The sequence below is a fragment of the Methylobacter sp. sgz302048 genome (genome assembly GCF_052162025.1).
Taxonomy (GTDB): domain Bacteria; phylum Pseudomonadota; class Gammaproteobacteria; order Methylococcales; family Methylomonadaceae; genus Methylobacter.
This window is the reverse complement of sequence record NZ_CP197401.1, coordinates 1,262,871-1,278,576: the sequence shown is the minus strand read 5'-3', so window position 1 is coordinate 1,278,576 and position 15,706 is coordinate 1,262,871. Positions and strand designations below refer to the sequence as shown.

Here is a 15,706-nt window from a genome sequence, read left to right as displayed (position 1 = left end):
CTAGTCATGTTCCGGGGCCGGAGCATGAGTGCGCTGAACAAAAGCCTGTTAGACCCTGATTCAAGCCTGAGGTTCCGCTGCCTTTGTACAAATACACAGAAACCGGGCCAGAAAGGGTCGAAGAAGAGTTGATGTGCAGTGAATTGCCTCAGACACACATTTCGATACCTGATTTAAGAGCGCTGCTTAAGAAAACGATTGATGATGTAGTCATTAATCTGAATATTTCACCACGAACGACTGCATGGATGCAGAAGGTAGAATTACGTCTGGAACAGCAATCGAGTACACGAAGGTTTTTCAATTCAGATGCTTGCCAATATTTTCAGATAAATTCATGAAGTGATCAGTGAAGAGAATGACAACGGCTTGCTTTTCTTCGTGTTCTCTGGGTTTTATGAAATATCCAGACTAGAGCTCCCACCGTTTATCTCTCTTGTTCTTTAAATGCCTCGCGAACACATAACCCGCCAGAGCCCCCCATAGCAGCATATAAGCGCCGTGCAGCTCGGCTTCGAACTGAAAGCTGTTGATATTTCTAAAATAATCCCAGATATCATCGGCGAATGCCACGGCTAAAATGACATATAACACGTTCATGAATCTGATTTTATGCTTTAAAAAAAACCAGATTCCGATAGCGATAAAGCCGGTAAAGAATCGGATAGCACTGTGGATCAGAATCTCCTGGTGCCATATATCCACTTTAAAGGCTGCATTTACGAAATAAAGCAGGATAAATCCCACCACCATGACAATGCCGACTGATTTCATCTTTAGTTTGCTAAGTTTTAATTATTATTGATTAATTTTAGCCCCGGCGGCAGTGCCTCGCCAAAAATTTGTTTCTCCTCTTTTTCATCGAGCTCGCGGATCTGCTCGACCATATCTACCCAGGACGAAGGCGCCTTGCTCAGCCTCAATTTGTCGATGATTTGCCTGCGCACGGCCTCGTCGATGTCGCGCGCGCGGTCGCCGCTCATGCGCGCGATCAGCGTTGCGGCAAAACCGGCCTGAGGATTTTTCTTCCAGTCTTCCGACATCATCTGCTTCAGCCACAGACAGACCGTATCGGCGGGGATTACATTATGGCTGCTGCCGTGAAACGGCATGCGCGAACCGATGCGGCCAATGGCCCACCAGGTCTGGCTGGACTCGCCGGCTTTCTGCAAGCGTTTCAGCAGCCATTCGCCCAGTTGTATTTTCTTATCGACCGGCAGGCGCTCCAGCACTGCCGCCAGACGCACGATGTCGTCATAGCTGCGCGTCTTCAGCTGTTTGACGACAGCGGGCTGCCTGGCGGCAGTCGGATCGATATATTTGGCGATATCGTTGAAGATCTGCTCCTGCGCCTCGCTGCCGAGGCCGCCGGCAATACGGCGCCACAGCGTCCACCATTCGCTCCAGTTCTGGGCTTCGTTGACAAACTGGATGCCCTGCGGATAGGTTTTCCAGAGCTGTTCCACGCGCCAGTCGTCGAGCGGATAACCGAATCCCGGACGCAGACAGAAGCCGGTCAGGCTAAGCCAGACCCTTTCATGGTTATCGGAACGACGGCGATACTTCAATCCATCCAGCAACGCCGCGAACATGGCCCGAAGCAGCGGCGTTTCCCATTCATTGCGCGAGCTGCCCAGCAGCTTTTCCAGATCGGCGCGCAGATTCTTGACTGCTTTGGGATCGACCTGCTTGGATTTTGAACCAAAGACCGTCTGTATCTTTTCGACTGCGGCATTAAACTGGGCCGGCAGGGCCCTATCGGCTTGCAGACCCACCATGCCTTTCTTTCTGATCTGGAATTCCACATCCCAGCGTTGCATGCTGTCGGCAACGGACACGCACTGAATTTTCAGCGTGCCGATTTCGGTCTGGGTCACTGCCAGCTGCACGATGACTTCGCGGTTGCCCTGTTCCTCGTCAGCCCCGAAGGCCACGGCCAGAGGCGGCAGCGAATGGAACTGGTCGGTAATGTCGGTCAGATCGCCGGGCTTGAATGGCGCATCGCCGGACAGCGAAGCCAGATGGAAACGCACGGGCTGTCCCAGACGCAGAGCAAATTGCCGGTCTTTCAGGATCACCTCGTCGCCCTCCTCGCTGCCGCGCGGCAGGATGCAGACGCCCTGCTGCACGGCTTTGTCGGTATCGACCAGCAGAAAATAACTGCGCGCCGCGCCGCCGCCGATTTTCAGCTTCTTTTCGCGGCGCGCGATGGCGTAACTGACCGCGCCCAAAGCCACCGACAATTCAGGGTGCTTGTTTTCCAGCAGCACCGGCGGCTTGGAGGCCCATGAATTGATCAGCTCGATCGTGCGCTGCGTGAGCGGCCGGCTGCGGAACACGCCGCCGTTGAGCAGCAACGCATCGGGCACCACACCCTCGCCTTTCAACGCTTCACGGCAGGCTTCGCGGTGCAGTTTCAAAAACGCGGCGATATGCTTGCTGACCGCCGGCTCGGCCGCATAAGGCAGGCCAAACTCCACCACGCCGCTGCGCTTTCTGTCCGGCAATTCATCCAGCCCCGACAGCGGAAAGAAGCCGTCCAGGGCAATGGCCCTGACCTCATCGCGGCTCAGTGAAGCGGAACGCGAGCTGCCGATCAGTTTGGAGCCGCCGCCCAGCAAGGTGACATTAACCCGCTCCGGCGCATCCTCGGCCAGCAGCCGCTCTTTGGCGATACGGCATTGCTCGATCAGCTGCGACAGATCGGCCGCCGACAGGCGCCTGTCGTCGCTGACCAGCCGGCTCTCGGCCAAGTGAGCCAGGGCCAGATCGATATTATCGCCGCCCAGCATCAAATGCTCGCCGACGCCGATACGGGTCAATTTAGGCTCCTGTTCGCCGTGTTCGACCTTGATCAGCGTCAGATCGGTCGTGCCGCCGCCGACATCGCAGACCAGCAGCAGATGGACATCGGCCAGCGCCTGCCCGATCGTACCGGCATGGCGCCTCAGCCAGTCGTAGCACACTGCCTGTGGCTCTTCGAGCAGGCGGACATTGGGGAAGCCTGCGATTCTGGCCGCTTCCAGCGTCAACGAGCGCGCCGCCTCATCGAATGAGGCCGGCACGGTAATGACGATGTCCTGCTTATCCAGGGGCGCATCGGGAAACCGGTGACCCCAGACCGTACGGATGTGCGCCAGATAACTGGCGCTGGCATCGATCGGCGACACTTTGTCAATGTCGTCGCTGCTGCCCCAGGGCAGAATCTCGGCGCTGTGATCGACCGACGGATGCGACAGCCAGCTTTTGGCGCTGGTCACGAACCGGCCTTTGGTCTTGGCGCCCAACAGGCGCGCAGCCTCGCCGATCACGGCGGTCTCGCCGGCCGGCGAAAAAGCGACATCGGCCTCGGACAGCTCGCCCGCGGCCGGATGGTAACGCACGGACGGCAGCAAAGGCCGCGCCGCGACCTGACCGGGAGCGACCAGCTGCTCGACCTGAAAAATTTCGATTTCGAAATTGGGTTTATCGGCTCTGGCAAAGGCAACAACGGTATGCGTTGTGCCCAGGTCGATGCCGACTAAATACTTGGCGGATTGATTTTGCACGGTGTTATATGATTTCAAGAGTCCAATTGATCCAGGCTATTTAAATTAGCCTCTTCCATGAGCCATTGGGATGATATTTGCCGGATTCGGCCGATATCATCAGGGCGGCCAACCGGCCGCCCTGCTGTCCGGGGAACCTGCTATTCTTCCCCGGCCCTGACATCAAACTCGATCTTCCAGCGGCCATTGTCTTTTTGCGATACGGCCTGCAATTCCAGCGTACCGACTTCGGTCACGGCCGCACACAGATGCACCGGCACGATTTCACCGGGCCGGCGGCCTTCTTCCGGCAGCGTAACCTCGATTTCATCCAGCTCTTCAAGCTCGTCAGGCGCCCAATAATCCAGGCGCGTGCCTACCTGATCATCGCGGCGCGTATTGGACGCGAAGAAGCGAAAACGCACCGGCTCACCGATAACAAGACCGAATTCATCATGAGGCAGTTCCTCTTGCGTGCCTTCTTCCATGCCGAACGGCGCGATGCACAGGGCCTCGATTTCCGGCGCCATGCCCGGAACGGCCGGCATGGCGCTTTCGACGCCAACATAATAAGAAGCGGCCGTACCGCCTTTGATGCGCACGCCTTTGCCTTTGCGCACATAACCGTAATAAGCGGCGCCGCGCGCAACGGCCAGATCCAGATCAACGCCCGGCAACAGTCTGGCTTCCGGCGCCTGCTCGGCCTTCAGCCAGGAATTCAGGACTTCCACCAACCGGTCAGCAAGCACCTGAGCCTTCAACACGCCGCCATTGAACAGCACAGCCGTCGGATGCAGGAATGAAGCATGCTCGGGCAAATTGACGTCTTTCAGATCCACTGCCGCGCCTTGCTGTTTGGCAAGAAACGCCGCCAGATGCCGCGTAATGCCCGCATCCTGCGCATAAGGCAGGCCCGCAGTTCTTAAGCCGGTACGCGTGCGGATAATGGGCCGGTCGCTGGCTGTAACCTTGGGCATGAAGCCTTCGACCAATACGCGGTTGACTTCATCGCGCGTCAGCTCGGTGCGCAGCGTGCCGCCGATCAGCGACGAGCCGCGGCTGGCGACGACGAGCGGAATCGTATCGATCTCGGCGTTGTTGAAGATTTTTTCCTTCGCATCGCGGCAACTATGCGTCAACGCCTGTATCTGCCAGGGCTCAAGGCGCTTGCCGTCCTTTTCCAGCTTGGCTTTGACCGTGTAAGCCAGCGCCAGGTCCATGTTGTCGCCGCCGAGCAGGATATGGTCGCCGACCGCAACGCGGGTCAGTTCCAGATTGCCGTCCTGTTCGGTGACAGCGATCAATGACAAGTCGGTCGTACCGCCGCCGATATCGATGACCAGGATGATATCGCCGCAAGTGGCGTAATTACGCCAGTCGCCGTGGCTTTTCTCGATCCAGCTGTACAAAGCCGCTTGCGGCTCTTCCAGCAGAATCGCCTGATTCAGGCCCACAGACCGGGCCGCTTCAACGGTCAGCTCGCGCGCCGCCGGATCAAACGAGGCAGGCACGGTAATGACCAGATCCTGCTCATCCAGCGGCGCATGGGGATGCAGACTTTCCCAGGCATCGCGCATGTGTTGCAGATAAGCCGTAGTGGCCTCGAAAGGCGAGACACGCTCGATTTCATCGGGCGCCTCGGCCGGCAGGATGGGCGATTTGCAGTCGACGCCGGCATGGCATAGCCAGCTCTTGGCGCTGGAGACCAGGCGGATCGGAGTCTTGCTGCCCAGGTTACGGGCGATTTCACCGACCAGGTAATCCGGCTTGGGCGCCCATGGCAGCGAAGTCGAACCTTCCGCCAGTTCGGCTTCGTGCGCCTGATACAGAAACGACGGCAACTGCTCTTTTTCCTCAACCTCACCGGGCGAAGTTAATTGCGGGATGGCCATGACCTGCTGGTGAAATTCATCCTCTATTCTGGTGAGATCGGCATAGGACAGGACGCAATGCGTCGTGCCCAAGTCGATGCCGACGGAAAACCTTGGCCCGTCGTGAGCGGTCATTTCAGCAACTTCATCACTTTCTTGCGGCTCATCCCTTGCTTGCAGGCTCTCATCCACTGGCGAAGTATCGCTAGCCTGCTGATCTACAGCTTCAACCTTTTCAGGTTCCGGCATTGCGCTCGCTGCAGGCGCTGAATCCGCTGCGGCAGGAGCGGCATTTTCCTGCTCTGGCGCAGGCGCAGAAGTGTCGGGTTTCTCATCCTTTTTTTTCAACGCATCCGGCTTTATATGACTAAACAGCCCTTTCATAGCTCGACCTCCGCAGGTGCAACGATATGGGCATTATGGCCCTGAGTCAGTTTCGGCAGGCGAACGTCCGTCACCTTCCAGCCTTTATGGACCAGAGTGCCGGTAAACGGCGCCGTACCGACAATATTGCCGGTCAAGCGCACACTGGCGGCATCGAAGCCTTGCAGCAGGGTCAGCTTCGAACCTTCCTGCTCACTGCGTACGGACGCCAGGCTGAAGTGCTCGTTGATAGCCCGGTTACAGCCTTCGTGTACGACGCGCGCGGCAATGCCCACATCGGCATCGCCATAGGCGGAAATATCTTCCTTGATGAAATCGATAAAACGCGCCTCTTTTTGCAGCAGTCCCAGTAATTGCAGGGCGGCATCGGGCGTTGCTTCTTTCAATATCACCGGTTCCGGCGCCGGGGCATGAACGATTTTTTCGACTTCGACGATTTTCTCGATGACTCTGGGTTCAGGCGCAGGTGCAGGTGCGGCTGGCACGACAACCGGCGCTACCGCTTTTTTGCGGCCGCGGGCCAGACTGATCACCATGGCCAGCAGCAAAATGATCAGGATCAGTGACAACAGCACCACGGCGCCGGCCAAGTATACATGCCACAAGTCGAACGTGGTCGGCACCAGCGTCAAATCAATTGCGTAGTTAGTATTCATTCAATTAGGAGCTCTTTCGATTATTATTGTTGACCCGCTTTACGGGCTGCTTCGGCAAACATCAGTTCCTGAAGCACGGTACGAGTGGTTTGGATGCGCATCTGTTTCAGATGGCGGTCGGCGATTACGCCGGGCACGTTTTCTTCCGTGTATACTTCACGCATTTTCGCTAAAGCCGGCTCACACTGTTTGATAAGGTCTTCCGTGGCCCTGCGGCTTTCCATTTGTTGATAAGCCGGTTTTCTCATTTCGTCCACGACGCATTTTTTATAGTCGTATTTGGCTTCCTGAATTTTTTTCATTGTGGCTTCAGTCAGTACGGTGTTGTGCCATTCGTTTTTCGCATCGTCAGCGAAAGCGGTTACTGCTGAGAGCAAGATAGTCAGGAAAAAAAGCTTTTTCATGATAGTCCTCAATATTAAACGTTTAATTTTACGCGAACTGGTTAAAAAATAAGTAATCAACATCTAAATCGGGGCAGATGTCATTTTTTCAATGCTGTCCATGATAAATAACATAGTATGACGGAATGGCTATTTATCCAAAAATACCGGCCGGCCGTCATTCCTCTGTATAATATTCGGTTACCATTAAACACCAGCAATCTTTATGTACAAATATGATGGCCGACTGATCCACCAAAGCCACGACGATGACGGCATTATAGAGGTGGTCGAACTCAACGGCATCAGATCCCTGCATTTCGGCTCCCATCCCAGACAAAGCAGCATGCGTCTGGCCGCCCCGCACATACTGCAATTGACTTACGTGCGCGCCATGACCGGCTGGCTTTTATTCAAGCAAACGTTGGCCGACGATGCTCTGATTATCGGTTTAGGCGGGGGTTCACTCACCAAGCATTTATTGCACTATTTTCCCGAATGCAAATTGAAAGCGGTGGAATACAGGAAAAGCGTGGTCAGAATCGCGCGCAGCCATTTTGGCCTGCCTCTGGACCCGCGCCTGAAAATTATTATCGATGACGGCGGACGCTACGTTTGCAAGCGGACCGAGACCGAACGGGAACATTACAGCCTGCTTTTTGTCGATGCTTTCGATCATGAAGGCATGGCCGAATCCATCTGTAATGAAGCTTTTTTCGAGGCCTGCAAGCGGCTGCTGAAAAAAGACGGCATGCTGGTCATTAATCTTTGGGGCACCGAAAATTCCCAGTTTAGGCAAATTTCCCAATGGCTGGGCCGTATTTTCCAGTGGAAACTTTTATTTCTGCCGGTACGCTGCAAAGGCAATATTATCGCCCTCGCCTTTAATGATCATTCCGCCTTTTATTCCATGAGAGATTTAAGAGCAAGAGCTTTGGCCCTTGAAGAGCAGTATCAAATCGAATTTCCAGTCTTCCTGAGAGACCTGAACACGCACAATCCTCACACGCTTACCAATCTGATAAAACCATGACGCCTTCCGCTTTGCCTTCCGTACCCAACATTTTCAGTTACCGCAAATACTGGGCGCAGCGCTTCGGCGTCGCGCCGGTGTTGCCGATGAGCCGGGAAGAAATGGATGATCTGGGCTGGGACTCGTGCGATGTCATCCTCGTGACCGGCGATGCCTACATCGACCATCCCAGCTTCGGCATGGCGCTGATCGGCCGGGTGCTGGAAGCGCAGGGGTTTCGGGTCGGCATCATCTCGCAGCCGGACTGGACCAGCGCCCGCGATTTCCAGAAGCTCGGCCGCCCTAACCTGTTCTTCGGCGTAACCGGCGGCAACATGGACTCGATGGTCAACCGCTACACGTCGGACAAGAAAATCCGCTCGAACGACGCCTATACGCCGGACGGCGCTGCCGGCAAGCGCCCCGATCGCGCCGTCAACGTCTACTCACACCGCTGCCGCGAAGCCTACAAGGATGTCCCGATCATCATCGGCGGCATCGAGGCCAGCCTGCGGCGCATCGCGCATTATGACTACTGGTCCGACAAGGTCCGTAAATCGGTCCTGCTCGATTCCAAAGCCGACCTGCTCGTGTACGGCAACGCCGAACGGCAAATCGTCGAGATCGCGCACCGGCTGGCGAACGGTGAAGCCATTTCCGACCTGAAAGGCATCCGCGGCACTGCGCATTTCGTCAAACAGATTCCCGAAGGCTGGATCGTCAAGGATTCCACGCATCTTGACATACCAGGCCCTGTGGCGCCGCCGCAGAATCCGTACCAGGAACAGCCTGCCTGCGACATCAAAAACCCGGCCGAGCCGAGCGATGAAAAAGTCATCCAGTTCGACAAGCACCTGATCAGAAGCCGGCGCGCGCAGACCGTGATCCGCCTGCCCGATTATGAAGACCTCAAGGACGACCCGATCCTGTATGCCCATGCCTCGCGCGTCATGCATGGCGAGACCAATCCCGGCAATGCCCGGCCGCTGGTGCAGAAACACGGCTCGCGGCTGCTCTGGGTCAATCCGCCGCCGATCCCGCTGACCACGAAGGAAATGGACGGTGTCTTCGACCTGCCCTATTCGCGCCTGCCACATAAGACCTACGGCAATGCCAACGTGCCCGCTTTCGAGATGATCCAGCATTCGGTCAACATCATGCGCGGCTGTTTCGGCGGCTGCTCCTTCTGCTCCATCACCGAGCATGAAGGCCGCATCATTCAAAGCCGCTCGGAAGACTCGATCATTCGCGAAATCGAAGCGATACGCGACATTTCGCCCAACTTTACCGGCCATATCTCCGATCTGGGCGGGCCAACCGCCAATATGTACCGGCTGGCCTGTAAGGATAAGAAGATCGAGGCCGCCTGCCGCAAACCGTCGTGTGTCTATCCGGGCATCTGCCCCAATCTGAACACGGACCATGCGCCGCTGATCAAGCTGTACCGGCGTGCGCGCGCCCTGCCCGGCATCAAGAAAATCTTCATCGCCTCGGGCCTGCGCTACGATCTGGCCGTGGAATCGCCCGAATACGTCAGGGAACTGGTCAAACACCATGTCGGCGGCTATCTGAAAATCGCCCCGGAACATACCGAAAAAGGCCCACTGTCGAAAATGATGAAACCGGGCATGGGTACGTATGACCGCTTCAAAGCCATGTTCGACAAATTTTCCAAGGAAGCCGGCAAGGAGCAATACCTGATCCCCTACTTCATCGCCGCGCATCCCGGCACGACCGATCAGGACATGCTGAACCTGGCCTTATGGCTGAAGCGCAACGGCTTCAGGGCCGATCAGGTGCAGGCCTTCCTGCCCTCGCCGATGTCCATCGCCACGGCCATGTACCACTCGGGCAAGGATACCTTGCATAAAGTCAGCCGTACGATCGCCGACATCCCGATCCCCAAAAGCGTCAAACAGCGCCGCCTGCACAAAGCCTTTCTGCGCTATCACGACCCGAAAAACTGGCCGCTGCTGCGCGAAGCCTTGAGAGACATGGGCCGCAGCGATCTGATCGGCAACGGCAAGCATCATCTGGTGCCTTCATTCCAGCCCAAAGGCACCGTCGAGCCTGCCGACAAGAAGACCCTGCCATTTAAAACCAAACACACTGGTCTGGACAACAAACGCAGCGGGACCCGCCCGGCCGGCAACAAAAATAAAACAGGAAATAAACAAAAGTTAAAAAAACACTTGGCAAAATAAAAAAACACTGTATAATGACACTCATTCGCTGGTGTAGCTCAGTCGGTAGAGCAGCTGATTTGTAATCAGCCGGTCGCGGGTTCGATTCCCATCGCCAGCTCCATATTCCAAAGGCCTTTAGGTGCAAACCAAAGGCCTTTTTTATTGCCTGTCGATTCAGATTCGACTTTTTTGGTAGCTGTCATCAAATTGCTTAAATTGAGCAGTTCTTGCTGTACTCTCTTTAAGCTCATTGTGTTCTAATATTCCTCACAGCCTAGAGCATTTATTTTTTAGTCAGAAACATAGCCTGAATGCCTGAAGAAGTTCAGGCATTCGTCGGGATGAAACCGCTCCATTAATTGGCCGACAGTGCGCCAGAGATTGTCATAAGTTCGTGCCGCTGCCTTGCGCAAAAGCGCCTTCAGCTTGGCGAAAACCTGCTCGATCGGATTCAGATCAGGGCTGTAAGGCGGCAGGTATTTGATCGTCGCCCCGTGTGCTTCAACAATATCCCGGACTTCCGCCACCTTATGCGCAGGCAGGTTGTCACAAATAACAATATCACCGGGTTTCAAAGTTGGCGCCAGCTGCGAACGCAGGTATTCCTTGAAGGCTTCGCCCGTCATGGCTTGATCCACACACCAGGGTGCCGTGAGTTTGTCGGCACGCAAGCCGGCAATAAAAGTCAGCGTTTGCCAGTGACCAGCTGGGGCAGCATCCCGGCAGCGAGCACCACCCAAGGCCCGTCCATAACGACGGATCATGTTGGTAGATAGCCCTGTTTCGTCCAGAAACACCAACTTCGACAGATCGCAGGTTTGCTGCCAGGCTTGCCATTGCTCGCGAGCCCTGGCGACATCCTCGCGCTGCTGTTCACTGGCAACGACCGTTTTTTTTATAGCGATAGCCCAGTTTGTGCCGGATAAACTTATCAATGGCCGAAATCGATACACTCAGGGCTTGTTCAGTTTCCAGCCAATCCTGCAGTTCCTTCAAGGTCATCGATGGGCTGTTCGCCAACTGTTCCTTGATGGCGGCTGCATAGGGTTCCAACAGGGCCCGTCTGTAACCACCGATCGGCTTGCTCTGAACGCCGCCGGTGTTTTTCCAGAGTTGATGCACTCTGGAGACAAAGGAGGGGCTGACTTGATAGTGCGCGCTGACTTCGCGTGTCGTTTTGCCGCTGTCAACAGCCTTCGCGACACGCAAGCGCAAGTCTTCTGAGTAAGGTTTGGGCATCTTCGGTCATTCTCATTCAATGAAGCCCCATTTTAGCAATACGGCTTGATCTTAGGTAACAGATAAATGCTCTAGACCCGCGGCCAAAAGCATACATAACGCATTTAAAGCTCATCTCGAATGATGCGGTTCGTGCCTCGCCGCATCCTACCGCGCTAAAATTAGTAGAAAAATCAATAATAAACTATTTGATTACAAATACGTATTAGTACTTCAAAATGAGCAAGACATGAAATCGCCCCAAACAAATTATAACCTGTATCAACACCAAAATTTTAATCAATACTTAACTAATAAAGTATTTGTATTAATGGGATCAATAAGTGGATTAATTGCTGTTTTATCATTTTTATCTGATAGTTTTATGATCACTTTAGATAAGCTATTTGGATTTAGTGTTAATTTTGCTCCATTTTTATTTTTATCTATTTCGATTATTTTATTTTCTTTTATTTATCTTCAATCTGGCGGTTCAGAAAAAATTAATAGCTCTAATAACGTATTAGATAAGATATTAAAAGATAAATATTACGAATATAATAAAAGATTTTCTAATCTTGAAAATCAGATAACTAACTTAAGGGAAGTGCTAGAAAATGAATATTCTAATAGCAATTTAAGCAATGACGAAAAAGAAAAAATTATAAAAGAAGTAATTATTAATACTGGTGAAGCCACGCTAAGATCTATATTCGATGAAGAAGCTTCAAAGCTTCATGAAAGAATAACTCAAAGCCTTAGTTTTGAAAGATTTTCATCTTCATCAAAAGGCATAATTGAAAGATTGCAGAGGGAAATTTCGGATTTGCGGTTGAGATCGAATATTAATCTTTTAATTGGCATGACAATTACAGCATGTGGCTTGTATTTGCTCTGGTCTACAGTATCAATGGTCGACGCATCGCAGTTGTTAAAGCAATTAGCATCAGAAGGTGATGAGTCAAATGGAAAGTTCCTTAAAAACCTTATACTGCCAATTTTGCCACGCATCCTATTAATAATATTTGTTGAAGTATTTGCGTACTTTTTTCTTAGCCTTTACAAAAATGGTCTTTCTGAAATTAAATACTTTCAAAATGAGCTTACTAATGTTGAATCTAAATTAGTATCTGTAGAGTTTTCTTACATAACTGGATGTCAAGAATCTTTGAAATCTTCACTCAATGCCCTTTCTCATACAGAAAGAAACTTCGTGCTTGAAAAAGGGCAGACAACTGTTGAGTTAGAAAAAGCTCGATCCGAATCCGAGCTGACTAGAAACATCATAAAAACAATTCCTAACCTCTTCAGACAAAAAAATAAATAAATATTCTTATTTAACTAAATCCTTTTCGATAATGCATATGTTGTTTTCTACTCATAAATTTTTTTACATTATTCGAAAATAGGCTCTTTCAACGCTAGTCAATCAAAGGGGGGCAAATTCGATTGGTTTTTTACCCCCAATTAATCCGCAATCAATCGAGCCTACCTCTCTGGTAACCCCCGATTCAGAAGCAGCACCCAAGAGATGCACATCGGAAGCTCGATAAATTCCGAGTGAAAGGATTATCGATCAAAAATGGAGCGCGAACGGTTGACGCTATTGCTCGGGAACCCGCTGCACACTATGATGTTCATCCTGTCGAAGTGGGCAACTTTCATTTGCCTGTATAGCGCGCCAGAAGACTTTAGTGATCGTGTTGCCCAGTCTCGTAATCGGCAAAATGCTGTCGATCTCGAAGACTTTGCGGCATTCTATGAGCGACAAATAATGTTGTAACGCGAGTGGGGGCACGACGATTACAGCATGAATGTGGCAGACCTGCCAACGGCTGAACCGGCGCCTGAACCCTCAAAACCAAACGTGCTTAACCCAGGACATTGGATATGTTCGGAGAAGAACTATGAATCGAGATCAGGCATTGGCGCTGCTCGCGCAAAGCAAGCCGGCGCTGAGCGAGCGCTTTGGCGTTACCCGCTTGGCGCTTTTCGGCTCCACGGTGCGGAACGCGGCGCGAGACGATAGCGATGTCGACGTATTGGTCGATTTCGACGGCCCGGCCACCTCCGCCCGTTATTTCGGCGTGCAGTTTTATTTGGAGGATTTGCTGGGCTGTCCGGTCGATTTGGTCACCGAAAAGGCGTTACGGGCCGAACTGCGCCCGTTTATCGAACAGGAGGCCAGATATGTCTGATGTCTTCAATCCTTTCGAGCAAGCACAATCACCGTCACGTTATCCTTACCCCCGGCTTCCAGAGCGACTGCAATGAGACGATCTACTCTGGCTTGAGCGCCAGCGGTTTCGGCCAGAATGGCGGCGATATCATCGTCAGCAACTTCACCGCTCAGCCCGTCGGAACAAAGCAGCAAAGCATCACCCTCGCCTAATTCGCCCGATACCAGATCGACCTTGATATTGTCCGCGCCTGATCCTCCTACGCCTAGCGCCTGGGAAATAACATGGCGATAAGGGTGATCCGGAATCTCGCTTTCGGTAATCAGGCCGGCGTTCAGGAGCTGCTGTACATAGGAATGGTCAGTAGTGAGCCGGTGCAATGCGCCATTCCACCAATACGCGCGGCTGTCGCCCACCCAGGCGATTTCATAGTGCAGCCCATCCAATTTTGCAGCGACCACGGTCGAACCCATGCCTGCAGCGCCCTCTCCGCGCCGGGCAGCGGCTTGTATCGCGCGATGGGCTGCTTCGATAGCCTCAACCAGCGGCAGACCCTGCTCGATACTGTGCGTTATTTCCTGAACTGCTATCCTGCTTGCCACTTCGCCCGCTTCATGCCCGCCCATGCCATCCGCCACTATCCATAAGCCAAGCCCTGGTGATGCAAGACAGCTGTCTTCGTTTACTTTCCGCAGCAATCCGGTATGCGAGCCTTGCGCGAAGTCGATGTTGCTCATGTGATTCTCCTGTCTGCCAATACCCGGATGCCCACTTTCCGAAATCACTTAGCCGGACTAAGCATTTTAATTGCTTGGTTTGGATACAATATCTTCCGTGACATAAAAATTATTCAGCACTCCAACCGCCCGCATATGTTTATCGCCAACAGTCGTGTCATAAGTGCTGAAAAAAACATAATCCTTCCGCACCGTCTGTTTGGTCATCAGATTGGCGGCGAAACCGCCGAACAAAGAATTAATCGCGCCAATGACAGGGTCCTTTTCTTTTCTCGCGTCTTCGGTGATACGCTGGCTGTTGAATTGATCGTAGTTGTCAAGGGTTGGATTGGTATACGCCAAAAGACCTAATAAAGCGATCAGGACAAGGGTAATCAAAAATTGTTTCATGGAACCTCGATAGTTATGTGTTTTTCTGAAAAAGCTAAAAAATCAGGGATAAAGTTTATTAGAACTTGGTCATTTTTTACGTTGTTAATTATAGAATGAAGTCAGATGGCACCAATTTTTCTCATTTGGCCTCGCCCAGCCTCCAGCGAGCGCTTAATTGTCTAAAAGTCTTTGGACTTCCTTTGATAGTCAAAATAGTCATATTCTAACGAAGGCATAAGAAACTTTATCCAAACCGAAACGATCTTAGGGTTTATAGCATAACCCACGGTTAGCACTAAGCGCATTACGGTGTCCTTAGGGTTATTTCCAAAAATTAAGATGACTCAAAAGCGAATCTGGCAAAGACCTATTCATCGCTGAGTTTGTGTCTTATAGCAAAGAGAGCGGGATGTCATCTTCTGCAGGGAGACCGCAAATATGCAAGAAGTATTCGTATCGACCGGGTTCGAATTCGGTTTTCTATTTTGCATGAGAACAGAACACGCCATAGATCCGGAGGTATTTAAACCGTTTTTTAATGATCTTCCAGTTGATCCCAATATTAAGGGGCATTACCGTTATCGACGATTGTCGCGGTTCAGGGTTACCGAAGAAGGGGTAACGAAGCTTCCCCATGGTTACCTATTCCAAAGCAAGGAATATAATCCATTGGTGGGCGACATTAAAAGGGAATTTGAAGAGCTCAACGATGAACTTGCCAATTTAGAGATGTTCAAAGCCTTTTTACTGGTGTTTCGGGATTTTTGCGCGCTCCGCCCTGGCGCTGAAATAGGCGTTCATCAGATACGGACGACTTGTTCACCGCATAGTTATGGCGATCCAGCGCCGGAAGGTATACATCGGGATGGCACCAATTTTGTCTGCATTTATTCAGTCGATCGAAACAATGTCGAGGGAGCGAAAACCCACTTGTACACAAGTAGAACTGAAGAACCGGTATTCAACAAAACGCTGTATCCCGGAGAACTGGTGCTGGTCAACGATCGGAAGTTCCTCCATTATACGACGCCAGTGCATCCGGCTGGCGAAGGCAGTGGCACCCGTGACGTATTCGTATTGACCAGTCCAAGCTTGATAGTGGATTTTTGATAAGTGCAGTAGTAACTCACCACATGCGTCCCAAAGAGAAGCAATCAAAAAATAACGCCGCTTCGGGTTC

Annotated in this window: 14 protein-coding genes and 1 tRNA gene; 6 read left to right on the top strand and 9 right to left on the bottom strand. The window is 52.3% G+C overall.

Annotation, left to right across the window (positions count from 1 at the left end; genetic code table 11):
* Positions 1-411: 411 nt before the first annotated feature.
* From ACTNE6_RS06135 to ACTNE6_RS06115, 5 genes are all read right to left on the bottom strand, one after another.
* On the bottom strand, positions 412-774 hold the full coding sequence (locus ACTNE6_RS06135; protein ID WP_331819736.1) for a hypothetical protein: 363 nt from the start codon (positions 772-774) through the stop codon (positions 412-414).
* A gap of 17 nt (positions 775-791) precedes the next feature.
* A complete protein-coding gene (locus tag ACTNE6_RS06130) occupies positions 792-3,548 on the bottom strand; it encodes an Hsp70 family protein (RefSeq protein WP_442499676.1) in 2,757 nt (918 codons plus the stop codon).
* Positions 3,549-3,688: 140 nt separating this feature from the next.
* On the bottom strand, positions 3,689-5,782 hold the full coding sequence (locus tag ACTNE6_RS06125; RefSeq protein ID WP_442498990.1) for an Hsp70 family protein: 2,094 nt from the start codon (positions 5,780-5,782) through the stop codon (positions 3,689-3,691).
* Positions 5,779-6,438, bottom strand: a complete 660-nt coding sequence (locus ACTNE6_RS06120; RefSeq protein WP_442498989.1) for a DUF2760 domain-containing protein — start codon at positions 6,436-6,438, stop codon at positions 5,779-5,781. The genes ACTNE6_RS06125 and ACTNE6_RS06120 overlap by 4 nt, the downstream gene beginning before the upstream one ends.
* 23 nt (positions 6,439-6,461) lie before the next feature.
* A complete protein-coding gene (locus ACTNE6_RS06115) occupies positions 6,462-6,842 on the bottom strand; it encodes a hypothetical protein (RefSeq protein ID WP_194969110.1) in 381 nt (126 codons plus the stop codon).
* A gap of 205 nt (positions 6,843-7,047) precedes the next feature.
* Between ACTNE6_RS06115 and ACTNE6_RS06110 the strand changes: the two genes are divergently transcribed.
* From ACTNE6_RS06110 to ACTNE6_RS06100, 3 genes are all read left to right on the top strand, one after another.
* Positions 7,048-7,854, top strand: coding sequence for a spermine synthase (locus tag ACTNE6_RS06110; protein WP_442498988.1), 807 nt, complete (start codon positions 7,048-7,050; stop codon positions 7,852-7,854).
* Positions 7,851-10,037 carry a YgiQ family radical SAM protein gene (locus ACTNE6_RS06105; protein WP_442498987.1) on the top strand — a complete coding sequence of 729 codons (2,187 nt, stop codon included), beginning with the start codon at positions 7,851-7,853 and terminating at the stop codon, positions 10,035-10,037. The genes ACTNE6_RS06110 and ACTNE6_RS06105 overlap by 4 nt, the downstream gene beginning before the upstream one ends.
* Before the next feature lie 27 nt (positions 10,038-10,064).
* Positions 10,065-10,140 (top strand) — tRNA-Thr (locus ACTNE6_RS06100).
* A gap of 169 nt (positions 10,141-10,309) precedes the next feature.
* On the opposite strand, the gene ACTNE6_RS06095 is transcribed toward ACTNE6_RS06100, so the two are convergent.
* Positions 10,310-10,954, bottom strand: coding sequence for an IS630 family transposase (locus ACTNE6_RS06095; RefSeq protein WP_442496982.1), 645 nt, complete (start codon positions 10,952-10,954; stop codon positions 10,310-10,312).
* A complete protein-coding gene (locus ACTNE6_RS06090; protein ID WP_442496983.1) occupies positions 10,893-11,258 on the bottom strand; it encodes a helix-turn-helix domain-containing protein in 366 nt (121 codons plus the stop codon). The genes ACTNE6_RS06095 and ACTNE6_RS06090 overlap by 62 nt, the downstream gene beginning before the upstream one ends.
* Before the next feature lie 229 nt (positions 11,259-11,487).
* Here ACTNE6_RS06090 and ACTNE6_RS06085 point away from each other — a divergent pair, with 229 nt between their 5' ends.
* A complete protein-coding gene (locus ACTNE6_RS06085) occupies positions 11,488-12,564 on the top strand; it encodes a hypothetical protein (RefSeq protein ID WP_442498986.1) in 1,077 nt (358 codons plus the stop codon).
* Positions 12,565-13,144: 580 nt separating this feature from the next.
* Complete coding sequence (locus ACTNE6_RS06080; protein WP_442498985.1) at positions 13,145-13,435, top strand: nucleotidyltransferase family protein; 291 nt, start codon at positions 13,145-13,147, stop codon at positions 13,433-13,435.
* Positions 13,436-13,440: 5 nt separating this feature from the next.
* Here ACTNE6_RS06080 and ACTNE6_RS06075 read toward each other — a convergent pair whose 3' ends face one another.
* Complete coding sequence (locus ACTNE6_RS06075; RefSeq protein WP_442498984.1) at positions 13,441-14,154, bottom strand: PP2C family protein-serine/threonine phosphatase; 714 nt, start codon at positions 14,152-14,154, stop codon at positions 13,441-13,443.
* 66 nt (positions 14,155-14,220) lie between these two features.
* Positions 14,221-14,544: a DUF4359 domain-containing protein gene (locus ACTNE6_RS06070; RefSeq protein WP_442498983.1), complete on the bottom strand. Its 324-nt coding sequence runs from the start codon at positions 14,542-14,544 to the stop codon at positions 14,221-14,223.
* 420 nt (positions 14,545-14,964) lie between these two features.
* Here ACTNE6_RS06070 and ACTNE6_RS06065 point away from each other — a divergent pair, with 420 nt between their 5' ends.
* Entirely contained in the window at positions 14,965-15,636 is a 672-nt protein-coding gene (locus tag ACTNE6_RS06065; protein WP_442498982.1) for a 2OG-Fe dioxygenase family protein, read from the top strand.
* Positions 15,637-15,706 lie beyond the last annotated feature (70 nt).